At 41.8% G+C, this 17,237-nt stretch carries 11 protein-coding genes; 3 read left to right on the forward strand and 8 right to left on the reverse strand.

Annotated features, from left to right (window positions below):
- Positions 1-79 precede the first annotated feature (79 nt).
- The 4 genes from H8B06_RS15005 to H8B06_RS15020 form a co-directional block, all read right to left on the reverse strand.
- Entirely contained in the window at positions 80-1,261 is a 1,182-nt protein-coding gene (locus tag H8B06_RS15005) for a MalY/PatB family protein (RefSeq protein ID WP_223857697.1), read from the reverse strand.
- Positions 1,262-1,393: 132 nt separating this feature from the next.
- Positions 1,394-2,944, reverse strand: a complete 1,551-nt coding sequence (locus tag H8B06_RS15010; RefSeq protein ID WP_190995064.1) for a CotH kinase family protein — start codon at positions 2,942-2,944, stop codon at positions 1,394-1,396.
- Between the two features lie 86 nt (positions 2,945-3,030).
- A complete protein-coding gene (locus H8B06_RS15015; RefSeq protein WP_190995065.1) occupies positions 3,031-4,125 on the reverse strand; it encodes a hypothetical protein in 1,095 nt (364 codons plus the stop codon).
- Between the two features lie 11 nt (positions 4,126-4,136).
- The gene (locus H8B06_RS15020; RefSeq protein WP_190995066.1) at positions 4,137-4,949 is read right to left on the reverse strand and encodes an RNA polymerase sigma factor; all 813 of its coding nucleotides are present in this window, start codon (positions 4,947-4,949) and stop codon (positions 4,137-4,139) included.
- Positions 4,950-7,150: 2,201 nt separating this feature from the next.
- On the opposite strand from H8B06_RS15020, the gene H8B06_RS15025 reads away from it, so the two are divergent.
- The 3 genes from H8B06_RS15025 (at position 7,151) to H8B06_RS15035 (ending at position 8,432) form a co-directional block, all read left to right on the forward strand.
- Positions 7,151-7,759, forward strand: a complete 609-nt coding sequence (locus tag H8B06_RS15025; protein WP_190995067.1) for a fibronectin type III domain-containing protein — start codon at positions 7,151-7,153, stop codon at positions 7,757-7,759.
- Between the two features lie 81 nt (positions 7,760-7,840).
- Positions 7,841-8,050 (forward strand): type II toxin-antitoxin system VapB family antitoxin, encoded by a 210-nt coding sequence (locus H8B06_RS15030; protein ID WP_223857698.1) that lies wholly within the window; start codon positions 7,841-7,843, stop codon positions 8,048-8,050.
- Complete coding sequence (locus H8B06_RS15035; protein WP_190995068.1) at positions 8,037-8,432, forward strand: PIN domain-containing protein; 396 nt, start codon at positions 8,037-8,039, stop codon at positions 8,430-8,432. Before H8B06_RS15030 ends, H8B06_RS15035 begins: the two co-directional genes overlap by 14 nt.
- A 131-nt stretch (positions 8,433-8,563) precedes the next feature.
- On the opposite strand, the gene H8B06_RS15040 is transcribed toward H8B06_RS15035, so the two are convergent.
- The 4 genes from H8B06_RS15040 to H8B06_RS15055 form a co-directional block, all read right to left on the reverse strand.
- Positions 8,564-9,760: an ATP-binding protein gene (locus H8B06_RS15040; RefSeq protein ID WP_190995069.1), complete on the reverse strand. Its 1,197-nt coding sequence runs from the start codon at positions 9,758-9,760 to the stop codon at positions 8,564-8,566.
- A 91-nt stretch (positions 9,761-9,851) separates the two neighbouring features.
- On the reverse strand, positions 9,852-12,266 hold the full coding sequence (locus H8B06_RS15045) for an FtsX-like permease family protein (RefSeq protein ID WP_190995070.1): 2,415 nt from the start codon (positions 12,264-12,266) through the stop codon (positions 9,852-9,854).
- A gap of 129 nt (positions 12,267-12,395) precedes the next feature.
- Complete coding sequence (locus tag H8B06_RS15050) at positions 12,396-14,810, reverse strand: ABC transporter permease (protein WP_190995071.1); 2,415 nt, start codon at positions 14,808-14,810, stop codon at positions 12,396-12,398.
- A 34-nt stretch (positions 14,811-14,844) separates the two neighbouring features.
- A complete protein-coding gene (locus tag H8B06_RS15055) occupies positions 14,845-17,229 on the reverse strand; it encodes an ABC transporter permease (RefSeq protein ID WP_190995072.1) in 2,385 nt (794 codons plus the stop codon).
- Between the last annotated feature and the right edge of the window lie 8 nt (positions 17,230-17,237).

Raw genomic sequence — 17,237 nt, forward strand, 5'->3', positions numbered from 1 at the left:
TTGTGTTGTTTTGGGGATGTCGAAGCTGTCCGATATCGGACAGTAGTTGTTCAATGCCGAACAGAAGTAACATCACGAATTATGCAGTTCGTATCCGTTTATATTCTCGTTCTAGCCGCTGCAGGCCTTCTTCCAGTAGTAACCGCGGGCAAGCGATATTGATACGGAGGAAATGATCGCCTGCCTGTCCAAATTTGATACCGGGCTGCAGCCATAATTGTTCGTGTTTCAGCAATCTGTCTATGATGACCGAAGAAGGCATCCCTAACGCGCTACAATCGAGCCACACTAAATAAGTAGCTTGTAGGGGAACAATGGGAAGATCGGGTAGATGCGAACGACAAAATTCTGTTAGATACTGGTAATTTTCATATATGTATTTCTTCAGATGTGCTAGCCAGTATTCTCCTTTTTCATAGGCTATGATCAGGCTGTCGATGGCAAATATATTGAGCATGGTCATTTCCCATTTTGTTAATATTGCCTTTATCCCACTACGGAAAGATGCGTTTTCGGTAAAGAAATAGGCAACTTGTAGACCTGCTAAATTGAATGTTTTGGAGGGGGAGGAAAAAGTAATGGATGTTTTCGCATAAGCTTCTCCTAAAGACGCAAAAGGGACATGTGTAAAATCGTCATGCACTAAATCCGAATGGATTTCATCCGACAGAACGACAACGTTATGGTGGATACATATTTTGCCAAGCCGTTGTAGCTCCTCTTTGGTCCATACCCGACCGGCAGGATTATGCGGATTACTGAATAATAATAGCTTTACAGCAGGATCAGCCGCTTTTTGTTCCAGGTCTTCAAAATCAATTTGATAATTTCCGTTGTCGTACAAGAGGTTATTCTCCACGAGTTCACAATGACTCTGTTTAACGGTGATGAAGAAGTGATTGTATACGGGAGGCTGTACAATAATTTTGTCACCTTCAGATGTTAGCGCCTCTACTGCTGCTGCGAGTGCCGGCATGACACCGGGTGTCGCGACGATCCAGTCTTTTTCCACCTGCAGTGCGTGTCTTTTCTTCCACCAGTTCGCAATTGCGTCATAAAAAGAAGGGGGTGTTGCCGCGTAGCCAAACACACCGTGCGATGCCCGCTTGGTCAAGGCTTCCGTCACTTCGGGAACCGTTTTGAAATCCATGTCTGCCACCCACATGGGGAGTACGTCGGGTTTGGACCATTTCACGCTTCCGCTATTTGTTCGATCGATTAATTCGTCAAAGTTGTATTCCATCTTGTTTTCTGTTATCATGCTCAACAAACTTAAAGAAAATAGCTTTATCCAATTCCAATTGCGCGGCTTTTTCGTGGCCTTGCCGAACTGACATCATCTCTGTTGATGAAATAAATAACCGCAATCGATCGTATATCATCGTCCACTATACTAATCAAATTGACTTCCATTAAATACGTCATCCAACCAAGTAATGCGTTCCGTGAGGTAATTGCGGACAAAATCGACATAATTTGCATGTGTAGTGCCTACATACCAGCTTTGGTTAATATTTTGACCTAAAACATTCCAGCGATTAAAATTAAACAATTGGCTATGAACCAGGCGTTCAGCCTGCTTATCAAGGTATGCCGTGATTGTTTTTATTTGTGTTTCTTTCGAAGCGTTCCATCGTTCACGTACCATTTTTTTAAACGCTGGGTCTTGTGCGATACGGTCCATCCATTGGCGGGGAGCATGTGCATTGGTCAACATTAATTTTCGGATAGCATCCGCTTGACCAATACGTCTATCGTTATTGAAAGCTAAATCAAAATCCCAAACCGGACCGGTGTAAATTTTTTGGTCTTCATCGCTTTTTTTGAACATTCGCATGCTCCATACCATATCGGTGTTGCCGCAAATTTCGTTAACGAGATAATAATTGACAAAACTTGGCAAATCAAAATATGGTTGATAGCCCTCATTAGGGTCACTAAAATTTTCGCTAAACAGACGGTTTTCAAACGCAGTATAGTGATTTGTTATGTAATTAAGTTCATCATCGGTGATATCATCTTCATCGGGAAATTTAACGGTTATGGGTACATCCCGAGGTGTGGTGAAGAATACCGGCTCCTGATAGGCATATCCATCTTGTTCGAGGATGAAACCACCGTTATCTTCGTCAATTTGGATACGGTCTTTACTTTCTTTGATATGTTCGGTTAGCGTGTAGTTGCCCTGGTATTCACCGTTCAGAAATAATTCAACATACTGTTGCCTAGGGGTATAAGCCAATTCCAGTCGGCGGCTCAATTCAAAAGCGATATCGTTGCGTAGCAAAGATTGGTCTCCGTAATTGGCGATCAACGCCCAGCTTTTATCTGCCGGCATGCCCAACAATCCGGCTTTATCCGTCAGTTTGATTCGGTACGGTTTTTTAGGCATTCCCCAGGTCGAATTTCCTCTGCCCCGAATCTCGGTACCACCTTCGTAAAGGACGTCCCCCAGAAGACCGGTCGTAATCGTTATATGGCCGTCCACATAATCCTCTTTGCTAACGATAGGCACATCATCCGTCGAGATATGTACCGTCGGGAACCCCGTGTCGGTAACTTTGACGTGATAGGTGTGTACATCGCCGTTTTCGGCTTCTATCCGGTAGCTGACATGCTTTGAGAAATCCTGTGGGCTAATACCACTTTGTTGTACCGTTCCGTTTACGGTCAGCAGTTCCCCGTTGTGGGTGAATTCCGGGATCAGGCTGGTGATGCTCGTTCCCATTAAGGTATGTAGAAATACGCTATCGCCGACGATTTCACCTTGGATATCCAGAAGCAGCGACGAATTTTTCTCTTTTTTGAAACTGAAAGTTGTTAATGTATTTTCCGCAGATAGACTTTCTTGCGGGGAACGCTCTTTTTTACATCCGGTAGTAAATAGCAATAATGTCACCAACAATAGCTGGCACAACGTTTTTGGTGTGTTTGTTCTTATCATAAGCAGGTTCATATTAGACCAATGGAACTGATATATCGCCGTGATTTATCCGTCCACCATTCACAAGATAGGAAATAATCTCGATACTATTCCACGATGAGATTGATTCCGGCCATTTCTGCTTTATACTTAATTTTCTCGACCAAGCCATAATAACTCCAATTCCGTAGTAGGAACTCATCTTCCTTTGCGACTTCTTCTTTATTAGTCTGATTGACCAAGAGTAAGGTTCCTGCCTGTGATTTCACGCAAATGTCTATGAGACGACGACTATAAAGGTGTAGTCGACTATCCACATAGCTCATTTCTTTTTTATTGAATTGTTTTAGGCTTTTTAGTTTTTTCTTTCGCCCTTTTCCCCCTTTGTTGAAAGCAGCAGCCTTTTGTATCCGGTGGCGTGCTGACTGAATAGCCAATCGTCGGTAAAGGAATTCTTCTTTATTCCCGATTTGAAATTGCTCTTTGTTGATTTGAAGCGTAATGGGATGTTCTACGGAAAGCGCTGCTTCTGCGATAACGTGTTCTTTAAGATCATGAACTTTCTTGGGAAGTTCAAGTGCAAGTAGTAGGAATAATTTGCCTTTCACAATTTGCAGTGAACTAGCACAGATCTTTATCTGACCGGCGAGTGCGCGTTGCAAAAGAACGCGTTTGTCCGATCGGTCTTTGCCGAGGTAAGTACGGAACGGAATTTTGAACAATGTAAATTTGAAGTTCTTTCCTTTTTCATCGTTACTTAGTTTGACCTGTTTGCCCGAAAAAGGAATGGGCATCGTCTTTTTGAAGTTACGTAGCGATTTTTCCCCTTTCCAGTATGCCGACCGGTCGGTATTGAACGTTTTGATAAGCGACATATTTATGTTGGATAGGATATCGGAAGGTATCTCTCCTTTAAAATAGCGAGACAACACTTTGTAGGTTGTATTCATACGGGATGTGTTCAATATTCCTTCGGGATCTTTATCGTTATCGGCCAGTTTAACTTTGATGTCTTCCTTTAAATAGAGCAGATCTTTTATGTTTTCCTGTATGTATTGGTGGGTCAATACCAGGTTGGACCCACGATACACGAGATTCTGCCAGGTAAAAAGCTGTTTGAAATATGCGATGCGTTTCTCTTTGTCGTCGCAATCAATAAAGATCTGTACTTTTCGTGTTAAGATGATGGTATCTGTAGCCATATTTTTGTCGTTTATGCTGTTTTTTTGGCTTGCTTTATTTTTGCATGTGCTTCTATAAAGAGCTTTTTTACGACAGCGGCGTTTAAATTCAAGGCTTCTGCAATCTGATCGAAGGAAAATTGTAAATCGTAACGCATGCGGAATATTTCTTCCTGCTGTTCATTGATTTCTCCTTGGACGACATACTTGGAAGAACGGATTAGTTGTTCTATTTTTTCCGCACTCTGGAAAATTTGGCGTAATGTTTCAATGGTTTTTTCGACCTGGAGGCTTACTTCATAATCCGAGATGCCGCCAAGATAATAGGCGATGCGCTCGTAATTAAAGCTATATTTCAGGCAGAGTTGCAGAAAGAGCTGTTGTTCTTTTCGCAGATGCGGTAGAAGGTTTTCGATCTTTTGTAGTTTCTCTTTTTTTTCTTCTTCTAGCTGTTCAAGATAGACGATATCCTCTTCCTCCTCGTCCTCCAATTCGTAGCCCAACAAGAACTCTTGATAGTCTTCGATACCGTCGAGCCTGAGGAGGCTGCGGTGAAAGCGATTTCTGGTTTTACTATAAAAGGCACGAACGGCCGATTTGATTTGTGTTTTCAGAAACTGGAAGAGTTCTTCTTCCGATTGAAGGTTTTCCCGAAACAACCATAACCGGAGGAATGCTTCTTGCGCAATGCTTTCTGCAGTACATTCGTCTTTCGTGGCTTTTTCGGTGCGAAAAATGAGATAGCCGTAATATTTTTTGTAAAAGAAAGCTAATCCCTTCTCCTGACCGTTTTGTAACATGGCCAAATGTCGTCCTGTTGTGTTTAATTTGTTTGGTTTATGCATCGTTATGTTGTTGATTAGTAATCTATCGTATAACAGCTTTCCGCAGTCCGGGTGGTCGTACACTAGTCGTTTTCAGGCGGGACTGCGTAGGCTGTTTTTATGTGTCGATGCGTATTGGTGTTTTTTTGTTCGAAACTGGCTTATATTGCTTTGTATATCTGTCAATATGTGGTCTGTAACAACCAGAAAAAAGTATAGGTTTCCCCTTTGCGGTTGTGTAAACCTTAAAATCTGATCTTTGGCACCTGAAAGGAATACGGTAAAACGGTTTTCAGTCGTGTATACCTTCCAAGTTGCGGTTAGTAACACCTCGGTGGCAACTATAATATTTTTGTAATAGTGTTGTGTATGCGTTTAAAAAAGCTGTTTACGGAGATTAACCACCATTCTTGAGTTAAGAAAAGGTATTTAGTGAGTGGCTATTTCGCCCTCACCCTATGGCGCCACAAGGAGCCTCGTTGTTGTTTAAGATCAAATCGAATGATCTGGTTTGTTTTTTAATATTTTATTGAAAATGTTAGTTTCGGCCCTGTAGCTTTTAATGCGTAACGTTTCTTTCAAAAATGGACTAAACGCATTTAGAGGTCGGTGGAGGTTGTATATACCTTTCGTAATATCAATCGTTGAAAAACTTCGACCTGCCTATTTTCACTTTCGGGTCGGTTGTGTATACCTTTCAAATAGTAGCCTATAACACTTTCTTGGTGAACAACATAATATGCCATGAGATTGTGTATACCTTTTACAATCGTATTTAGTTACACCGCCTAGTCGGCTGGCGAAATTAAATTTTTGGTTGTGTATCCCTTTCAAATTGTGATAATTACAGCTGAGAATAATCAAGGGGCGATTCACACTTGCTGTGTATACGCTTAAAAAACTGTTTGCCGAGATTCACCACTATACCCGAGTTAAGAAAAGGTATTTAGTGAGTGGCAAATTGCCCTCACCCTACGGCGCCACAAGGAGCCTCGTTGTTGTTTAATATAATATCCGATTGCTTGGTTTATTTTAATATTTTATTGAAAATATCGGTTTCTGTTGACCTGCTTGTAATGGCTACGAAGCATTTCAAAAGTGGAATCTGTAACATCTAATGATTAGTAATAACGTTGTGTATACCTTTTAAAATAAACTACGAATCGTGCAAAAAACACCAATATGTTAAAGAACAAATCGATTCCATGGCAAACCATTGCTTAAAATACAAATCAAACACACGATATTATACGTGTACTGGAATCGAATAAAATGTTTTGGAATCCTATATGTCTCTAACTGGTTTTCTACTTGCTATTATACGCTTATGTACGCATATAGGATTAAATGCTTAGACCGGCTGCTGTTAAACCGGCGACTTGATGATATTTCTATAACTAAACTTAGTTGTCATACAATGAAGCTAGTTGTTTCATTGTCAAATATGCAATATTTCCTGTTTAATAGCAAATTTATATTATATTTTTTTGTTGTTTATTTTGCGCAAATAGATTAAGCTATTATTTGTTGGTATCGCGGTATCGGCGTAACCAAATGGAATGGCCCTCTTCATCATCTCGCCCCTAAACAGAACCTGGCTGTGTGCTAATATAAGGCGCCTGCATGGGGCCGAACATCAACGTGTAGCAATTGGAGCAGCGGTGATCATGGCCTTGTCCTATTCACTTGCCGATATAAAGAAGATGATCGCGTATATGGATAACAAGTATGCCTTTGTTTTGGGCGTACTTGTAAGTGGGATAACGAGGTTTTCAAACACAACAGGGTTGTACTTCGGGATTTTTAGGATGCCTGTGCGCAGGAGGTAAGCCCAAACAGATATCGGAGGTATTCAAGCTATTTTTTTAAAGACGTCAACAGATTGTTCTAGAAGCGGGGCAAGGGGGGCTGCTGTGCCGGTAATTGATAGCGTGGGGTATGGGGGTACACTTATCTTGCATGCAGGTCTGTTTTTGCTGTTTTTCAAGGTTGTTTTTGCTGAAAACTGCGTTCACGATGCCAAAATGGCTGATTTTGATGATAGAAATTGAAGGGATATGTACTGTAAAGGTGTATATTTTCGCCAAAAACTTTTTTGGGGTACCCCCGAAATTGGCGAGAATACGCACCTTTTGTTTGTTTTTACAGCACATCTTTGTCATGGAATAAGATAGCAGATATAAGTCTGCTGTCTGCGAAACGAATATTTAACAAATAACAACATGGCAAAACCAGTATTTACAAGCAAGGATGCAACGCAATTGTTGGTCTATGCAGAACAGATTTTTTTAAAGATGACGGAGAATGCGGATCTATTTGTCGATCCGGTTCCGGATTTAACCACCTTGGAGACAAATTTGAGTGCTTACCGGGAGGCGTATGCAGAAGCTACTTTTCGGGATAAGCGTGCTGTCATCTTAAAGGCACAGCACGGCGAAAAACTTCAAGATGTTATTCGCCGTTTAGCGCACTATGTCGAGGGCGTTTCGGCTGGCGACGAGGCTGTTATCGTGGCAGCAGGATTTCGTCCTTCACGGTCCAGTCACGTTTCTTTAGGGCGTACACCGAAACCGGAAAACCTTCGTGTAGAGCATATACAGGTTGGTTCCGGGATCATCCGTTTACGCGTCAATTCTTGGCGACCGGCAAGGCTTTATCGGTATGAATATCGAAAAAAAGGAACGGAAGCTTGGGAATCAACGCTGCATACCAAGTCTACCTTAGCATTGAGGGGTCTCGATATGTTGGAACAATACGAATTTCGGGTATCCTATATTGGTAGCGATGTGACGCTGAATTATAGCGATGTGGTTACGGCATGGGTAATATGAGCTATAAGAGGCATTATCGGTTTTAGGAATTATATATTTTTCTTATATTGGCATGAATAATGATGTACTTGAGCATAAATAATGATGAGAACCACATTAGATATTCCAGATGATTTGTTGGAAGAGGCAATGGCTTTAACAAATGCGAAGACTAAGAATCAATTGATCAAAGAGGTGTTGGAAAGCTATATCGCGAGGATCAAAAGACAACGGTTGATTGCCTTGAAAGGTACGTTAGATTTGAACATTGATTTAGATACACTTCGGGGAAGGGGAGATGTCAAGATATAAAGTGTTAATTGATAGCTCGGCTTGGATTCAGTATTTCAATGTAGGTGATGTCCCTGTTATCGATCGATTGTTGGAAGAAGATTTTGCCTGTACAAATGATCTGATATTAACAGAATTGCAGCCGGTATTGGCACATCGGCAGAGATACGACGTATTGGAAGGGCTGTTAGCCTTGGAACGAATTCCGCTTTTGATAGATTGGGAAGCGATAAGGAAATATCAATTGATGAATTTTCAAAATGGCATAAACAAAGTCGGTATACCAGATTTAATTATCTTGCAACAGGTCATTGAAGAAAAAATAACATTATTCAGTTTCGATAAACATTTCAAATTAATGGGTAAATATTTGAATTTCGATCTTATTTCGACAACAGCGTAAACGAGAGATCACTCATCTTGCAAGCTATCCACCGGATTGGTTTTTGCCGTTCGTATACTGATGGTTATCAGTGTGATCAACAAGCCGATAAATCCCGCAAGCACAAACATCCACCATTCTAATTCAGGCGGTTAGTACAAAAAACCAAAAAGCCAAAGTGGAATTTTGTTTTCAACTCCTACCTCAAGATCATCTGCAGCAATGAAAGCATTTTCAACCTCCTCGATTTGCTTTCGGCCTTTGGCTTTACCTCCGACTTCGATTGTTATCTTGCGATCCACTAAAAAATCACCGGTAGCGGGTAGTGAAACTTCATGTTTGGCATTGCGAAGCTGATTGAGTAAAAACGATTCCCTACGACTACCTTGATTGGCTTCGCCGGAAGCGATAGCGCGGTGTAGATTCGGATTTTCTAAATACACCTTTTCCGGTTTTTGTAAGGTGCTTATGCTCGCACCTGCGGCATTCAACAGATTAATCAGCCGAGCTTTTTCCAAATAGTGTAAATATTGGGTCACCGTTTGACGGCTGATGCCTATCTTGTTACTTAATTTGCTGATGTTGGGCTTGAAAGGAACATTCTCGGCGAGTATGGCAAGCAATTGCATTACTTTATTGCTGTTGTTAATATCAAAACCGTCAACAAAACGTAGTTCCGTTTCGACGATCAATCGGATAACCTGCTCGATACGTAAGAAATAGGTTCGAAGGTTTTCCTTAAAAAACGGATAATAACCGTGGTCGAGGTAAGCCTCGAAATGTGGTATTGGTTTAAAGGCTTTGCCTAATTTTAATGCGATTTGCGTATGATGATCTAGTATGTCCGATAAACCGATTGTTTCTGCAGCATACACATCCGAAAAACGTAAATATTCCCGAAAGGAAAGCCCTGTTAACTCGTAGAAAACCGCCCGTCGGCTAAGATCGGCTTCTTGTTGGTAAATGTCAATGACAGAAGACCCCGTAAATACAATATAAATATCTTTATAAGTATCATAAATGTTCTTGATCTCCCTTGCCCAACCGTTGTACTTATGTACCTCATCGACAAATAGTATTTTACCTCCTCGTAACCTAAAAGTTTCTACTAACGCAATAAGGCTATTGCTGGCGAAGTAGATATCGTCCAGCGAGATATACAACGCAGTGTCATCGTCTGGAAAGTGCAACTTCAGCCGTTGAAGTAAAAGGGTTGTTTTTCCTGTTCCCCTTGCGCCTAATATCCCTACCAGTCGATCCGACCAATCAATTTGATAATAGAGATGGCGAATGTGTACAGTTTCCACTTCTTCGCGAAGAAAGATGGATTTTATCTTTATTTTTTCCATTTTGGAATCTGTTGTTTACAAAAATAACAATAAAATGTTAACTTTGGTTATCAAAAATGAACAAATATTGATAAATGGAGTTGGCATTTTTCTACTCATCTCGCAAGCTATCCACGGGATTATTCATCGCTGCTTTTATGGCCTGATAGCCTACTGTCGATAACGTGATGAAGAACGCTGTAGCGCCGGATAGAACAAAGATCCACCACGGAATTTCGATGCGGTAGGCAAAACCTTCCAACCATTTGTTCATGACCCACCAAGCTATCGGGCTGGCAATAATAATGGCTAAAAGTACCAGCTTTACAAAATCTTTGGATAGCATAGTGGTTATGTTTATAACAGAGGCTCCGAGTACTTTGCGGATACCTATTTCTTGAACGCGCAGACGAAGTGCATGGACGACAAGCCCTAATATGCCCATGATGGCAAGTAACATCGTCAATAGACTGAATATCCGGAAAAGATGATACAGTTTCTCCTCTGCTTCATATTGCTTTGCTAACGTTTCTTTGACGGGCTGTATGTCGAAATGCTTGTTTGGATACAATTCTTTCCAAACGGAAGCGATGTACGACATCGCGTTTCGTTCTTCTCCAGGTTGCGTACGGATGAGTAAGGCTCCGACGGATGGGTCACGATAGGCTCTGATTACTGTTGGGACAGTCTGTTTGTGGAGGGACTCGCTGTGGAAATCCTCGACGATACCTACGGGTATAATGCCCGCTTCGGGAAATGGTTGGTTCAGTGTGTCTATTTCTAATAAACGAGCTGTACTGGCTGTTATCAGGCAGGGGCGTAGGGAACTACTTCCAGGACTGACTTCATCCGCTTGGATAGCGTCCCCCAGTCGGTTTTCATCTAAAAAACGACCCTCCTTAAGCGTTAATCCCATTGTTTGTGCCATATTCGGCTCTCCGTCTATATACCATAATTCGGTTTCGTCATACGACTTTCCTGGTGTTCTCAATAACTTCATTTCCATTCCGGGGGCTGTTGGCAACCAATATGTGAAACTGGTGGACAGGATAGCTGTATTTTTTAAAAGTTCGGTGCGTAAGGCAGTGGACTTGTTATCCCACGATACATAATCAATGCTTAATAATCCTTCCGTGTCAAAGCCAGTATCTTTGCTCTTGAGGAATTGCACTTGATACTGTATGACTAGCATAGCTATGAGTACAGTGATAGAAATAGAAAGTTGCAATACGACAAGGCTATGCCTCAACCACCCCCGCCTGTTTTTTCCTTCACGGAGGATGCTTTGGATATTGCCTATCGAGCGAAAACCCGAAACTAACCATGCTGGATACAGGCCGCTAAAAAGGCAAATAAGAAGAAAAGCACCCATGGCGTAGGTAAAATATGTCCAATGCGCAAGGAAGCGAAACGCTAGTGGATGACCGATAAAATATTCTAATTTAGGGATGGCAAGCTGATACCCTATAAAGGCAAGGGCTCCTGCTATGCTAAAAATGAGTAGAGATTCCAATAGAGACTGTGTCAGGATATTTCTGCGAGATGCACCCAATATTTTCTTCATACCGGTTTCTTTTATACGGCTGCTTGCGCGAGCTGTGCTCAGATTGACGTAGTTGATGCAGGCGATCAGTAATAGGAGGATAGCGACCGCGGAAAACATGTAGCTATGTTGGATGTTCCCTTTAATGGGTTGATACGCGCTAAAATCCGTCTTTAGATAGATGTCTGCCATAGGCTGCAGGCCAAACCGGACTTTTTTGTCGATGTCGGTAAACTGATGGTACCAATCATTGATTTTCTGTTCAAACTGTTTGGGGTCAGTTCCTTTACGAAGCATAATATAATGCCTGGCGTATTGCATGCCGGGACCCTGCCTATTTTTAGTAAGCAGTTCTTCTTTTCTGTTCAAAAGCATTACCATATCGGAGCGGAGATGGGTGTTCGATGGGATGTCCTTCATGATGCCGGCTACAAGATAGGTGTTACTTTCATTGTCGTATTTTGGCATGTCATATATACGCTGGCCCAGGGGATTCTTGCTGCCAAAATGTGTCTTGCAAAAGGATTCAGATAAGATGATTTTCGGGATATCGCCGGTAGGCATCAGGTCTGCCTGATCGATGAGCTCGATGTCTAACAGTTTATATACCGCCGTATCAGCAAGAAGAATGGTCGCTTTTATCGGCAGTTCATCTGCCTCATTGATTTTGAGGGATATCGTGTTGGGAGATACGTCACTGTATTCTTCTACTTCGGGAAAATTTTGCTTTAAGGTGGGGGCGAGCCCGGCATATACGGTTCCTACTTTTTGAGAGTAGGCCCCCGCGTCTTCCCTAATGGTTAACAATCGATAGGTATCTGTCGAACGACTCCACTGCTTATCGTAGGATAGTTCATCGATGACCACGGTGCCAATCAGTAAGCAAGCGGTTATGCTCAAGGTAATGCCCATAATATGGATAAGGGTATATAGCTTCTCTTTACGAAGCGTTCGAACAGCAATCTTTATATAGTTCTTTATCATATTTTAGTCATCAGTGATCAGTAATTATTGATCAGTCCTTTCATTATGTCACATTTGGATCATTCGCCCCCGTTCTAGTCCTACTATCTCCTGTTTTTCCACTATATATTATTCACCCCTTAGGGGGAATCACTCATCCCTTAAACTGTCTACTGGATTGGCACTTGCCGCTCTAAAAGCTTGTGTACATATGGTAAGGATAGCAATAGTAAAAGCGATTCCGCCTGCTAATAAAAATATCCACCATGCTAAATCGATACGATACGCAAAATTCTCGAGCCAGCTATTCATAACCCACCACGCCACAGGAAATGCAATAAGTGATGCAATTAAGATCGGTTTCAGAAAATCGTTGGCCAACATTTGCGTAACCCGCATAGCAGAGGCCCCTAACACCTTTCTTATCCCGATTTCTTTGGTGCGTTGTTCTGCGGTATGGGTGGCTAGGCCGAATAGGCCAAGGCAGGCAACAAATATGGTAAGCACAGCGAAGATATGAAGGATAACGGATGTTTTTTGCTCTGCGGTATAAGCCTTGGTAAAAAGATCATCCATAAAGGCATATGTAAAGGGCTCCTCCGTTTGATAACTGTCCCAATGTTCTTTCATGGTTGATAGTAGACCTGCAACGTCTGTTGTTTTTATCTTAAATATTAGTCCACCTTCCGGGTGTAGGGTCATGTACAAAGGGCTGATCGTTTCATGTAACGATTTGAAATTAAAATTCTTTACAACGGCAATGACACGAAAAGGCACATGATCACCTTTAGCACTGTTTTGCCTGATAATCGTTTTACCTACTGCTGTCGATGCATTCCAACCAAATGCTCGAGCTGCCGTTTCGTTTAAAATAATAGCGGTGGAGTCCGTTGCAAAATCTTTCGAAAAGTTTCTGCCGCTAAGGATATGCATGCCCATGGTCGGTATATAATCCTCATCCACGTGGTAATCTACACCGTTTACAACATTTTTATCGTTGCCTTGCGCATAGGCTAGCGCATTGTTGTAGTGACTTGGTCCTGCCGGTTTATACCATGACGCCGTTGCATTTACGATTCTTGAATCTTGCAATAGTTGCTGCTTAAACACTTGCTCATTCCTACCTAATGCGTATGAATTTGGAATAGTGAGGAGTTGCTCCTTATCAAATCCAAGGTCTTTGTTTTGTATGTATTTCATCTGCTGATAGACGACAATCGTACCAATAATTAACACCACAGAAATGGTAAACTGGAAAACAACCAAACGGCTTCTTAAATTAAAATTTTTGAAACGGGTTGTGGGCTTTCCTTTTAGAACGGCGATTGGTTTGAAGGAGGATAAGTAAAAAGCCGGATATATACCGGCGACAATGCCGACCAACATGCCCAAACCGATAAAGGCAAAAATAGGTTTAGCATCAAAACTTAAATATTTTGCTGCGATATTGTTAAATATAGGTAAAGCCAGCTGTATCCAGACAAACGCAATGAACAGTGATAAACATGTAATGAAGATAGATTCTGATAAAAATTGTTTGACGAGCTGAAGTTTGTCTGAGCCTACGACTTTTCGTATGCCTATTTCTTTAGCCCTTTTAGATGCATTGGCGGTAGAAAGGTTAACAAAATTGACGCAGGCCACCACGACCATAAAAAGTGCAATCCCTCCAAAGATATACACATACATTTTATTGCCACCTGACTCAAATTCGGTCGTTGTGAAGGCGTTGAGATGAATATCGGTTAGGGGTTGCAAGGCGAATCCAAGCCTATTGCCTTTCGTCGTGAATTGTTCCAAGCTCAATCCCATCTGTTGTTGTATTTGTGGTCCCATGTATTTTCTTACCATTTCTGGGAATCGGGCTTCCATCTTTTTTATTTCACTGCCCGGTTTTAATAGGAGATAGGTGTGAAATCCACCATACATCCACGAATCGGATTTGGCATCTGCAAAACCCGTCATCGAGCCAAATAAGTCAAAATGAAAATGTGAATTGGAAGGTATGTCTTTTATAACACCAGTTACTTGATAGGGTTGGTCATAGCCTGCGGTCAATAAAATAGTTTTTCCTATCGCATTTTCCGCTCCAAAATATTTCTTCGCAGTCGATTGGGTGATAACGACGGTGTGCGGTTCGAGTAAAGCGGTTTCCGGATTTCCTTCTATCATGGGCAACGTGAAAATGTCAAAGATATTAGGATCAGCGAATGCAAGCCGAAGGTCTTTAAACACGATGTTTTTGTAAGATATTTTTGGATGACCATAGTCGAGTAGCCTCGTTGCATCGTTGACCTCAGGGAAATCATTCTTCAAGGTCTGCGCAACGGGTGCCATCGTTACGCTCTCGTTTATTTTGCCGCCATTTATATCTGCACGGAAGACTATTCTGACTATATTCGTTGCGTTCTCGTGAAACTTGTCGTAGCTCAGCTCGTCTTGCACATATAGCATAATGATGAAACATGTCGATATACCGAGAGATAAGCCCGAAATGTTAATCAATGAAAACAACTTGTTCCTTTTGAGGTTTCTCCAGGCGATTTTTATATAATTTCGTATCATCTTTTTAGTCTTAAGTATACATCGTTATATTATTTCACTCATCCCTTAAACTGTCTACTGGTTTAGTTCGGGCGGCTTTCCAAGCCTGATAACTTGTTGTTACCATTGCGGTTGTGGTGGCTACGCCAGCAGCTAGTATAAAGATACTCCAGTGGACGTCTATTCTGTAGGCAAAGGATGCCAACCACGTGTTGCCAGCATACCACGAAAGCGGTAGCGCAATACAGATTGCTATCGCCACTAAAGCCAAAAAGCTCTTAGATAATAAATAGAAAATGCTAACCGACGAAGAACCCATTATCTTTCGAATGCCAATTTCTTTAGCGCGTCGTTCGGCAATATAAGATGATAGGCCATATAGACCGAGACAGGAAACGAAAATCGCCAACATGGCAAAGAAATTGAACAAGTTGCTCAAGCGTTGTTCACCGAGATAGAGCCTTTCCAGATCCTGATCCACAAAGCCATAAGAGAATGGGAAGTTTGGATTTAACTTCGTGTTGATTTCTTCTAATGCGTTGCGTGTAGCCACTAGCTGTTGTGACGAGGTCTTCACGACCACCATTCCTCCCCAGTCGTTGTATTTGAGGACGATGGGCTCGATAACTTGACTCGCAGGTTTAAAATTAAAATCTTTCACCACCCCTATAATCATTCCTTTCTTGTCCCAAAGTGTAAAAGGTTTGCCTAAGGCTTCCTGAGGTGATAAGCCCATGATGTTTACCAAAGTTTCGTTAACCACATAATTGCTCGAATCGTTTCCAAATTGATGAGAAAAGCTGCGACCAGCTACTAATTTCATGTCGAAAACATCCAGAAAGTGCTCATCTACATCCATCGTTGGTAGAATAAGGGAAGAGTTAGGTTCTTTACCCTCAAAATGATAATCAATGGTGCCACTACGCAGATTGGTAGGCACATCGTCCGTCACGGAGAAATTTGCTGTTAGCGGATTATCGCGTAGTGCATTTCTGTAGGCTTGTTGCTGCCCCCAGATATTACCGACCATCGGAACATATAGCAGTCCCGATTTATCGAATCCAAGATTTCTGTTTTTGAGGTAATTTAATTGCTGATAAGCCAATATAGTACCCACTAGCAGCGTGATGGAAACGACGAACTGCACAACGACAAGTGTATTGCGAAATACTAGATTCCCGTTTCCTGTACCGGAGAATACGCCTTTTAGCGCTTTTGCAGGTACAAATCCTGATAAATATACGGCGGGATAAATGCCCGCTACTAAACCAGTAATTGTGGCAACGCTCACAGCATAAAAGAGGAATGTGGGATGAAAAAAAACAGCGTCAAGGGTGGTGTTTGCAAGTTCGTTAAATAGGGGAAGGGAGATCCATACCAAGCCGATAGCCAGGATAAAGGAAAAATAAACAATCATTAACGCTTCACCCAAGAACTGCAAAATAAGCTGCAGACGGTTCGCGCCGATGACTTTACGCAAGCCTACTTCTTTGGCGCGCCGGGCAGAACGGGCCGTCGCTAAATTCATGAAATTAATACAAGCTACGGCAAGTATGAAAATAGCGACAAAAAACAGGGTATTAACATATTGATAGTTTCCCCGTTCAGCCAATTCCACCTGCAAGTTTTGGGAATGAAGATGTATATCTTTTAAGGACTGTAATTGGTAGCTTGTTTTCAATAAAGAGCCCTCTACATGTTCCCGGTAAATTTCGGTAATACCCTGTTCTAAAACTGGAAGCCCGGTATCCATGGCGGAACGATGTGGCTGGAGCCGAAGATAACTATAGTATATGAAATGCCCCCAATCGTCATTAGGATAGAGATAATGGTCTTTGTTTAGAAAAGTTAACGGAAGAACATAATCAAATTGGAGATGAGAATGAGATGGGATGTCTGCCAATACACCTGTTACGGTGACTTGTTGTGTGTGATCAAATTTTAAGACTTTTCCAATAGGATTTTCCTTGTTGAAGTACTTTTTAGCAATACGTTCTGTAATGACAATCCCATCGGGGCGTTGCAAAGCAGCGGTTATATCGCCAGCAACAAACGGGAAAGTGAATACCTCAAAGAAATTGGTATCGGCGTAGATAACGGCTTTTTCTTCATATCGGTCATCGTTGTATTCGAAATAATGGGTTCGAGGCACGGTTATGCGTACGAAGTCCGCTACTTCGGATATTCTTTCTTTGAGTTCAGGCGCTAAAGGAGAAGGGGAGACAGCAGCCTTAAAATTTTCTTGATCCAGCTTTGCTGTTATACGGTATAGCTGATCTGCATGCACGTGGAAGCTGTCGTAACTGCGCTCATGCTGTACCCAAGATAATATGAGCATGCTCGCAGCGAGGCCGACAGCAAGACCCACAATGTTTAAGAAGGCAAAAGATCGTTGCCGTATTATATTTCGCCAAGCGATTCTTATATAATTTCGTATCATCTTTTTAG

This window comes from Sphingobacterium micropteri, assembly GCF_014692515.1.
GTDB classification, from domain to species: Bacteria; Bacteroidota; Bacteroidia; order Sphingobacteriales; family Sphingobacteriaceae; genus Sphingobacterium; species Sphingobacterium micropteri.